The 6,260-nt window shown below is 57.9% G+C and carries 7 protein-coding genes; 4 read left to right on the forward strand and 3 right to left on the reverse strand.

Going from position 1 to position 6,260, the window contains the following annotated elements; genetic code table 11:
* The first annotated feature begins 216 nt into the window (after positions 1-216).
* The 3 genes from H6F57_RS17080 (at position 217) to H6F57_RS17090 (ending at position 1,515) form a co-directional block, all read left to right on the forward strand.
* Positions 217-717: a Photosystem I reaction center subunit III gene (locus H6F57_RS17080; RefSeq protein WP_190624907.1), complete on the forward strand. Its 501-nt coding sequence runs from the start codon at positions 217-219 to the stop codon at positions 715-717.
* 64 nt (positions 718-781) lie between these two features.
* Positions 782-907 (forward strand): photosystem I reaction center subunit IX, encoded by a 126-nt coding sequence (psaJ, locus tag H6F57_RS17085; protein ID WP_190523167.1) that lies wholly within the window; start codon positions 782-784, stop codon positions 905-907.
* Between the two features lie 125 nt (positions 908-1,032).
* Entirely contained in the window at positions 1,033-1,515 is a 483-nt protein-coding gene (locus tag H6F57_RS17090; protein ID WP_190624908.1) for a photosystem I reaction center subunit XI, read from the forward strand.
* A gap of 201 nt (positions 1,516-1,716) precedes the next feature.
* Here H6F57_RS17090 and H6F57_RS17095 read toward each other — a convergent pair whose 3' ends face one another.
* Positions 1,717-2,925, reverse strand: coding sequence for a methionine gamma-lyase family protein (locus H6F57_RS17095; RefSeq protein WP_190624909.1), 1,209 nt, complete (start codon positions 2,923-2,925; stop codon positions 1,717-1,719).
* A gap of 142 nt (positions 2,926-3,067) precedes the next feature.
* Between H6F57_RS17095 and H6F57_RS17100 the strand changes: the two genes are divergently transcribed.
* Complete coding sequence (locus tag H6F57_RS17100) at positions 3,068-3,889, forward strand: fatty acid desaturase (protein WP_190624910.1); 822 nt, start codon at positions 3,068-3,070, stop codon at positions 3,887-3,889.
* Between the two features lie 284 nt (positions 3,890-4,173).
* Here the strand turns inward: H6F57_RS17100 and H6F57_RS17105 are convergent, their stop codons facing one another.
* Positions 4,174-6,114 carry a response regulator gene (locus H6F57_RS17105; RefSeq protein WP_190624911.1) on the reverse strand — a complete coding sequence of 647 codons (1,941 nt, stop codon included), beginning with the start codon at positions 6,112-6,114 and terminating at the stop codon, positions 4,174-4,176.
* Between the two features lie 47 nt (positions 6,115-6,161).
* A partial coding sequence (locus H6F57_RS17110; RefSeq protein ID WP_190624912.1) for a transposase occupies positions 6,162-6,260 on the reverse strand: 99 nt, incomplete at its 5' end.

Here is a 6,260-nt window from a genome sequence, read left to right on the forward strand (position 1 = left end):
GGTTGTCGTCAGAAGGGAATTAGAGTAAGCCGCGAAAGCGAACTAGAGCAGGTCACACCGTAATTTGTAGAGATGTAAACACCCCACCGATCTTAGCTTTACGGGGGTTCGGCCGCGCGGTATTATGGCGACCAAGTTGGGTGAATTTTTGTTCAAAAAACTTAACTTTATGTTCAAATCGCCCTAGTTTCTTCGGTAATTAAAAAGGAACAGTTTATGCGACGGTTTTTTGCTGTAGCGCTTGTAGTGTTTCTCTGGTTTGGGTTTGCTTCCCCGGCTTCCGCTAGCCTGGCTGGCGACAACGTAGCCGGCCTCACCCCCTGTGGTCAGAACGAGGCATTTCTAAAGCGAGCCGCTGGTGCCAAGACCGAGGCGGCCAAAGCTCGGTTTGAATTTTATGGTAGCTCTACCCTGCTGTGCGGCAGCGAGGGTCTACCCCACTTGGTGGTAGACGGTGATCTGGCCCATGCCGGCGAGTTTCTAATTCCTAGCCTGTTGTTTCTCTACATTGCTGGGTGGATTGGCTGGGTAGGTCGCGCCTACTTAATCACGGTACGTGGTGACAAGAATCCCGAAGAAAAGGAAGTCATTATTGATGTGCCCCTGGCCATCAAGACCATGTTAACTGGGTTTGCCTGGCCGCTACTTGCCTTCAAAGACATAGCTAGCGGGGCCATGTTTGCTAAAAACGAAGAGATCACCGTATCTCCTCGCTAGGTAAATCTCTCGCTGATCCCCAGAAAAACGACTCCCCAGAATAACGACCCAGGAGAATTAGACCATGAACAACGGCCTGCCTCGGTATTTGTCAACTGCCCCGGTGCTGATTACCGTGTGGATGTTGATTCACGCCGGTATTTTGATCGAATTCAATCGCTTCTTTCCCGACTTGCTGCTGCACCCTTAGGGAAAGACCTCGTGAGGGCTGCCTCGCGAGTGCGCTTTAGAGATGGTTTTTGGAGACTTAACGGCGTCTAGAAACCGTCTTTATCTATTTGCTGTGATCTTGTTTGAGTTGGAGAAACTTCCCCCATGACAGACCTCATTCAGCCCGCTGGGGATCCACAAATCGGCAATCTAGAAACGCCGATTAATTCCTCTGCGTTTTCCAAAGCTTTTATTGGCAATCTACCCGCCTACCGCAAGGGGCTTTCCCCCCAGCGGCGCGGCTTAGAAATTGGCATGGCCCACGGCTATTTCCTCTACGGCCCCTTTGCCCTACTCGGCCCCCTGCGCGATTCTGAAATCCCCGGCTTGGCTGGGTTGCTGAGCGCGGCGGGCCTAGTGGTGATTTTGACCGCCTGCCTGTCGATTTACTCAAGTTCTGGCCTCAACCACTCCGTTACTAAAGCCACCACCCCCTTCCCCCCTCCCGCTAGCCTCGAAACTGAGGAAGGCTGGAGCGAGTTTGCCGGTAGCTTTTTAATCGGTGGCATTGGCGGGGCGACCTTCGCCTATCTGCTGGCGGCTAATCTGCCTATTCTGACCACCCTAGTCAGCGGCGGCCATAGCTAAGCCTGCCTCTGTAATCTATATTCTGTAAACGCCAGGGGCGATGGACTGCAATCCGTCACCCCTGGCGTTTTTAAGTGCGGTATGGACAATCAGGCGTAGCCTGTGCCATTGGGGAAGACGTTGTTCTCCCAAGGATTTTTGTACGCTGAATCCTGGGGTTGGGCAAAGCGAAGCATGCCCGACCTACTGCTAAGAGCTGTTCTACAACGGCCCGATCGCCTCCACCGCTGCCTCCACCGCTAGGGCCACATGGGTCCAGTGGGTACCGCCCTGGCAGTAGACGATGTAGGGCTCCCGCAGGGGGCCGTCAGCCGATAGTTCTGACGTGCTGCCGTCGATAAAGGTGCCCCCAGCCATCACCAGCTCGCTATCGTAGCCGGGCATGGCAGCCGGTACGGGTTCCACGTAGGCATCAATGGGTGAATGCTGTTGTACGGCCTTACAAAAGGCGATCAGTTTCTCGGGCGACCCCAGGCGAATGGCCTGAATTACGTCGCGCTGGGGCGCACTGGGGGCTGGATTGACGGGGTACCCCAGGGCCGCGAAGGTGGCCGCCAGCAGATAATTGCCCTTCATGGCTTCACCAACCATTTGAGGAGCTAGAAATAACCCCTGATAAAGCAGGCGGTTGAGGTTGAGGCTAGAGCCACCGCTAGCTCCAATGCCGGGGGCCGTGAGGCGGCAGGCGGCGGCGGCCACTAGATCAGCTCGGCCCGCTACATAGCCGCCAGTGGGAGCAATGGTGCCGCCAGGATTTTTAATCAGCGACCCGGCTATGAGATCGGCCCCAACGGCGGTGGGCTCGCGGTCTTCCAAAAATTCGCCGTAGCAGTTGTCGACAAAACAGACAACGGTGGAATTCTGGCCTTTTACCGTAGCCACGATCTTTTCGATTTCGGCTATGGTGAGGGATGACCGCCAGCTGTAGCCGCACGATCGCTGGATGTGCACCAGTCGGGTTTTTGGCCCCACTGCTGTCGCTAGGGCATCCCAGTCGAGGGTGTGGTCAGCGGTCAACGGTAACTCTCGATAGGACACCCCAAACTCTGCCAAGGACCCCTGGCCTTTGCTCCGTAAGCCAATTACCTCCTCAAGGGTGTCGTAGGGAGTGCCTGCTACGGCTAGCATTTCATCTCCAGGGCGCAGCACGCCGTACAAGGCGCAGGCGATCGCGTGGGTGCCTGAGACAAACTGCGATCGCACCAGGGCGGCCTCCGCCTGCACTACATCGGCAAAAACGCGATCGAGAGTGTCACGCCCTAGATCATCGTGGCCGTAGCCCGACACGCTGTTAAAGTGGTGGCTTCCCACCCGATGCTGCCGAAATGCCCCTAATACTCGCGCTAGATTTTGCTTGACCTGGGCGTCAATTCCATAAAAAATCGGAAGAAGGGTCGAGTCGGGAGGCATGATCAGGTTTGATTGTTGCAATGATTAAATTTTTTCGTTAAGAAACAGGGGTAACTATTGTCCCCTACATTTACTCTGCCTGAGCAAAATTCTTACTGAGGATTCCTGCTGGGGCGCTTGTCCAAAATTCTGAGATTTTTGCATGACTGCTGTAACTACCGAGCGTTTGTCCCGCGATTGGGTCACCCTTGGCTTCATGATCTTTGTCCACAGCATGGCGGCCCTGGCGTTTCTACCCGCTAACTTTTCCTGGGCAGCAATCGGCGTAGCGCTGCTGCTCCACTGGTTTACTGGCTGCCTGGGCATTACCCTGGGTTGGCACCGGCTGGTGTCTCACCGCAGCTTTACGGTCCCCAAGTGGCTAGAATACTTTTTTGTCTTTTGCGGCACCCTGGCCTGCCAGCACGGCCCGATTATGTGGGTTGGCCTGCACCGCCACCACCATGCCTACTCCGACCAGAGTCTTGACCACCATGACTCTAACAAGGGCTTCTGGTGGAGCCATATGGGCTGGATGCTGCGCGATGTGCCGGCCCGCCACGAGGTTGACCGCTTCATTCGCGATATCAAAGACGACCGCTTCTACCTGTTCTGCGAAAAGTACTTCCTGTTGCTTCAGGTTGGCCTTGGAGTCGTGCTCTATGCCCTCGGCGGCTGGCCCTTTGTTCTGTGGGGCATCTTTGTGCGCCTAGTGGCGGTCTACCACTGTACCTGGCTGGTGAACAGCGCCACCCATAAGTTTGGCTACCGCAGCCACGACACCGACGACAAATCCACCAACTGCTGGTGGGTAGCCGTGTTGACCTACGGCGAAGGCTGGCACAACAACCATCATGCCTACCAATACTCGGCTCGCCATGGCCTAGAGTGGTGGGAGATCGACATGACCTGGATGGTGATTAGTCTGCTCGAAAAGGTGGGCCTAGCTAAGAAAGTTAAGCTGGGCAACTTGGCCGAAGGCTAGACCACCGGGTTTCAAGCCAGTCAAAAGGCGGGTTAGCAACTGTGCTGACTCGCCTTTTTTATACATCTTCAAAATTGGGCGTTGCTTAACTCAAGTATGATTTGGCCCCTCAAACCCTCCAATTTTGGGGGAGACAGAGTCTCAAAGTCCCCCAGTGGCGAAACCCGAAAGCTACGCAGTTGAGCCTTAATTCACTGACCAAAGAGGGCATCAATGATGCTTGACCTATTCATGCAACAAAGTCCTAGATCACTACAGGGCCAACCCACCCAGAGCTCGCCTGTCTAGACCAGTGGAACTAGGCGGTGAGTCGCCTGTTGGTACAGGCGGTCTAGGGTATTGCCATCGGTGGGAAACGTCGCTGCGCCCAACTGTATGCCCAGGGGCAGGCCCAGATTGTCTGGGTTTGAGCGTAGCCTATCGGCCCAGAACTGTGCCAGGGGTGCCCCCAGCGCCTCATGGGGGGAGGGCCAGGTGGGGGCCAGCGCTCCGATCAAAATTTCTTGATCTCCCCAGCGGGCGATCGCATCGCCCCGGCGAGTGAGGGTCGGCAGCACCGCCGCCAGCGCGACCATTAAATCTCTTGCTGGGCCAGGGGTGAGGGCCGGGTCAGGGCTTAGGTGCAGCAGCACCAGGCTGAGGGGCTGAGGGTAGCGGTGGGCTAGGTGCAGCAGCAGGTCAAGCTCAATGGTACCCTTGCGGCGGTTGGCCAGGCCGGTGAGCGGGTCGGTGCCCGCTAGGGTTTGTAGCAGGCGACCCCGCTCTAGCCGCTGAAACAGGCGGTTGACCAGCTCTGGCTCCAAAATGGGCTTGGGCAGATAGTCGTCGGCCCCCGCTTGGTAGAGTTCGTACACGGCAGTGGGCTCACGGCAGGCGGTGAGAAACAAAATTGGCAGGGTCTGCCAACGCTCCTGCTGGCGCAGCTGCCGACAGAGATCTACGCCTCTTAAATGGGGCATATCCAGATCGAGCAGCAACAGGTCGGGAGGGCTTGCCTCTAGGGCGGCCCAGGTCTGTCGGGGGTCACTGATCGTCACCACGTCGAGACCCCAGGGGGGCAGCAGGCGCTGGAGCTGAGCCAAAATCAGCGGGTCGTCGTCAACGGCCAGCACCCGATGCCGGGTATCGGTGGGTCGAGACGGCACGGTCAGGGGCACGATGCCTGACCCACTGGAGGGTTTGAAGCTCTCTCCAGGCCCGGCAGCCAGCTGAGCATCGAGCTGATCGACTAGGGCAATAAAATCAGCTCCCTGGGTGGCATCGGCCTGCGTGAGCCAGTCTTCGAGGCGGCGGGCTAGGTGCGAGCCTGCGGTCAGGCCAAACAAGCCTAGGGAGCCGGCGAGCTTGTGGGCGGCCCCCTGGGCCTGTGACCGCACTTCCTCGGTCAGGGGAGGCTGGTTTAGGGCGGCGGCGGCTCGGCGCAGGGCGGCCATGCGATCGCCCAGGATGGGCCGAAACTGGTCAAAGGCCGCGATCGCCGCCGCTCGGGCAGCCGCTGCTTTCGCCTGCTCTGAGGGAGGGTCGGGCAGAGACAACTCTGGCTCGGCGTCCGGTGGGGCTGGCCTGAGGCGATAGCCCATGCCGTAGACGTTCTCGATCATGTCGTCGGCTCCGGCCTGCTTGAGCTTGCGCCGCAGCCGCTTAATGTGGGTGCGGATGGTTTCTTCTCCGGGGAAGTCGTCGGTGCTCCACAGCCGTTCTAACAGCACTGTGTTGCTAAAAATGCGATCGGGGTGGCGTAGCAGCAGCTCCAGCAGGCCATACTCCTTGGGGGAAAGCACCACCGTCTGGTCTGCCACCGTCACCAGATTTGCGTTGGGGTCGCATTGGAGCTGGCCCCAGTGCAGGGTAGGGCTGCTCACCGCCGTGGGGCGGCGTAGCAGGGCGCGCAGGCGGGCGGTCAGCTCAGACAGGGTATAGGGTTTAACCAGGTAGTCGTCAGCGCCAGCGTTGAGTCCTTCGACCTTGTCAGTGCTGCTGCCGCGCGCCGTCAGCAATAAGATCGCCCCGCCGTAGCCCGTCTGGCGCAGCCGACGACACAGAGACAGCCCGTCTAAACCTGGTAGGTCAATGTCTAGGACAATTAGATCGTAGAGGGCAGAGCGGGCATACTCCCAACCCATGAGCCCGTCGGTGGTGGTGTCAACGACGTAGTGCTGGTCGGCTAGGTCGTTGGTCAGCCGCTCGATTAAGACCTCGTCGTCGTCGACTAGAAGAATTTTCATGGGGGCCTCAACCGTCGCAGGGGGGTAGCGTAGCCTAGGGTGTGTCATCAATTAAGCCAAATGACAGTAGCTACCATGTAAATCGCACTGAGGAATGTCTCGGCTAACTTGTCATAGCGTGTCGCAATCGCTCGATACTGCTTGAG

The sequence above is a fragment of the Leptolyngbya sp. FACHB-60 genome (assembly GCF_014695775.1).
Classification (GTDB): Bacteria; Cyanobacteriota; Cyanobacteriia; order Phormidesmidales; family Phormidesmidaceae; genus Nodosilinea.

What these genes read in the sequence shown, in the direction of transcription:
- H6F57_RS17080 (WP_190624907.1), top strand. Translation starts at nt 217, where the DNA reads ATGCGACGGTTTTTTGCTGTAGCGCTTGTAGTGTTTCTCTGGTTTGGG.
- psaJ (WP_190523167.1), top strand. Translation starts at nt 782, where the DNA reads ATGAACAACGGCCTGCCTCGGTATTTGTCAACTGCCCCGGTGCTGATT.
- H6F57_RS17090 (WP_190624908.1), top strand. Translation starts at nt 1,033, where the DNA reads ATGACAGACCTCATTCAGCCCGCTGGGGATCCACAAATCGGCAATCTA.
- H6F57_RS17095 (WP_190624909.1), bottom strand. Translation starts at nt 2,925, where the DNA reads ATGCCTCCCGACTCGACCCTTCTTCCGATTTTTTATGGAATTGACGCC.
- H6F57_RS17100 (WP_190624910.1), top strand. Translation starts at nt 3,068, where the DNA reads ATGACTGCTGTAACTACCGAGCGTTTGTCCCGCGATTGGGTCACCCTT.
- H6F57_RS17105 (WP_190624911.1), bottom strand. Translation starts at nt 6,114, where the DNA reads ATGAAAATTCTTCTAGTCGACGACGACGAGGTCTTAATCGAGCGGCTG.